Source organism: Niameybacter sp., assembly GCF_036655075.1.
GTDB lineage: Bacteria > Bacillota > Clostridia > Lachnospirales > Cellulosilyticaceae > Holtiella.
Genome location: NZ_JAVVQU010000100.1, coordinates 1 through 2,619 on the forward strand (window position 1 = coordinate 1; position 2,619 = coordinate 2,619).

Here is a 2,619-nt window from a genome sequence, read left to right on the forward strand (position 1 = left end):
CTTTTAGAAATACGCCTTTCTTGGTTGCTTGTGAAGGTGGTATCTAATGTATCTTTTGAAAAGCTCTAGTAAAATTTTTGAAAGCACTGCAGTACGCCGTCCTTATGAATTAAGTATAGTGACTTTTCAAATTTAAAACCTCTCATTTTAAGCTTTAAAAATGAGAGGTTTTGAGTAGTGTACTATTCTTTAATAAAGCGTATTTCACACTTTTGGCATCCTTTTGATACTGTATCTCCCTATTTATATATAATTTTGAATTAACGTCTTATAAAAAGTTACCGCCTCACCAATAACAGATAAATCAATACACTCCTTTGTATTATGCACAGACGCAAATTGCTCTTTTGTAAGCCTAATGGGTACAAATCGAAGTGTACATTTACACACCTTGGTCATATGACGTGCATCAGAACCTGCTAGCAAAATATAGGGCGCTATCGCTACATCTGGAAATACTGTATGAACAGTTTTTTTCACATAGGCATAGGCTTCTTGGTAATCTTTTCAGACGCTTTCAAGTCTTCTTCTAAATCTTTATCATTTACACAACGCATAAAGGCCATCGCTTCTACATCTTTCGTTTGAACTTATTGTGCCTCACCTCCACTTATAGCTGTAAAATAGCACATCATTCCTAGCATTGCACCACTTTGTGGATTAAGCTTAGGCAAAATCATTTTAAGAAGTGGAATGTAGGAGGGATGTCTGTTGTCGACGAACGTCGTAGTGGTAAAAAACCTTCTAAGTTGGATGCCTCTGAAATAACACAACTCTTAGAAACTGTTAAGTCTAAATCACCTGTAGATTTTGGATTTGTTGCATATACATGGACATGTGAATTACTTGTACTCTATGCTCAGCAAACATTTGGTGTTACAGTCACAGGTGTAACCATTTGGAACATCTTAAAAGCTAATAATCTTTCTTACAAAAGAGCTAGACCTATGCCTACAAAATCTGAAAAGAGTAAGCAAGAAGCTTTTTAAAAAAATCGAACCCCTTCTAGATACTTTAGAGTCTTATGATGATACTGTTATATACGCTTTGGATGAAACAAGTATTAGCGTAGAATCAGATAATAGGCGTTCTTGGAGTCCAGTGGGGGGACCTCCTATACTAGTAAAGAATGGCTGTAAAAAAGGTGTTAATATCGTTGGCTCAACCTGTATCCTAAATAACTTTCATACTGTAAATGATGTGTATAATGCTAAAAAGTCTATTACAAATGTAGAAATACAAGCACATTTAGAACATTTGTTAGACCTAAACCCTCAGAAGAAAGTTGTAGTATTTATGGATAATGCACCCACACATAAGAGTGCAAAAATACAGGAGTTCTATCAAAAGAACAAGGATATTCTGGAAGTTATACTTCTTCCAAGATATTCTCCTTATATGAATCCACAAGAAAATGTTTGGCATTATCTTAAAGAGAAATTATTTAGACCTTCAGATAGAGGGAGTATAGTCGAGCTTATCCAGGATACCGAAGCATTATTTATCGAACTTAATTCTAGACCTGGTAAAATACATTCATTTGCTTATGCCAGGTCTTTCTTAATATAAGTTAAGTGTTGAATTTAAAACCCTATAAAAATCTTTCTACATTATCATACTAATAAATTTTTCTATACCTATTCGATCAATAAAACAACCTAGTTTCTCTCCAGGCTCCGCATTTTCTTTATATACAGTAATTAGTTTATCTATATATAGTAATGCTTCTTGCTCTGTTAAATCTTTTACTAAAATATTTGCTTCTCTAGGATGAAATCCTGCTGATCCTCCTGCTATTATTCTATATCCTTCTTTATCTCCTATAACACCTATATCTTTACTATATACACTTCCACACGCATTAAGGCACCCTGATACTCCTATTTTTGTTCTACATGGCATCTCTTCCCATTGATATTTATGAGATAATTTCATTCCAATCCCAATAGAATTTACCTTTGATCGCTTACAAAATCCTGCTGGACACATTTCTACATTTTTAATAGAGTTTTGTACCTTAACAGCCGGTTCCATATCTAATTCTTTCCATATTTCAGAAATATCTTCTTCTTGTAGATTAGTGATTAGTATGCGTTGGCCTGATGTAAGTTTTATTACTCCATTATATTTCTTTGTAATCTCACCTATTCTAATTAACTGATCCGCCGTAATAAACCCACCTGGTATATGAGGCGTAATCCCATAGGTGCGCTTACCATCTCTTATTTTTTGTAAATTTGCCATTTAGGCTCCTTTCTTCTTAGTCAAAACTACTCAAAATTAGTTTTTATTTTATTATCTCCAATTTTAGTCTACTTATAATCTAAGCATATATATTATTTTAAGCACTAGTTTAGTAACCTTTTATTTTGTGACACTAGTGTTTAGTTTATAGATAAAATTTTCATTGACTTTTAAATAATGCATATACTTACTTTGATTTTGCCCTTTTTCTAGAAAGGATCTCTAAAAAAGGACAGACTGATGGTACAAAAAGTGAACTTGTATTTAATTTTAAACATCTTTAAGTTTTTATTCTTAAGATCTTAGCAAAGCAACTTTCCTTAAGTACTTGCATTAAGAGCAAGTTCTCTATTTTGCGTTTGAGAACAATTAACC

The 2,619-nt window shown here is 33.0% G+C and carries 4 protein-coding genes; 2 read left to right on the forward strand and 2 right to left on the reverse strand.

All coding sequences use genetic code 11. From position 1 onward, the window contains the following. Positions 1 to 243: 243 nt before the first annotated feature. A complete protein-coding gene (locus RRY75_RS14085) occupies positions 244 to 480 on the reverse strand; it encodes a hypothetical protein (protein ID WP_332717404.1) in 237 nt (78 codons plus the stop codon). 173 nt (positions 481 to 653) lie between these two features. Here RRY75_RS14085 and RRY75_RS14090 point away from each other — a divergent pair, with 173 nt between their 5' ends. Both RRY75_RS14090 and RRY75_RS14095 read left to right on the forward strand, forming a co-directional pair. After that, on the forward strand, positions 654 to 989 hold the full coding sequence (locus RRY75_RS14090; protein WP_332717407.1) for a helix-turn-helix domain-containing protein: 336 nt from the start codon (positions 654 to 656) through the stop codon (positions 987 to 989). A gap of 49 nt (positions 990 to 1,038) precedes the next feature. Further along, on the forward strand, positions 1,039 to 1,569 hold the full coding sequence (locus RRY75_RS14095; protein ID WP_332717413.1) for a transposase: 531 nt from the start codon (positions 1,039 to 1,041) through the stop codon (positions 1,567 to 1,569). Positions 1,570 to 1,605: 36 nt separating this feature from the next. Here the strand turns inward: RRY75_RS14095 and RRY75_RS14100 are convergent, their stop codons facing one another. Further along, complete coding sequence (locus RRY75_RS14100; protein WP_332717410.1) at positions 1,606 to 2,244, reverse strand: hypothetical protein; 639 nt, start codon at positions 2,242 to 2,244, stop codon at positions 1,606 to 1,608. Between the last annotated feature and the right edge of the window lie 375 nt (positions 2,245 to 2,619).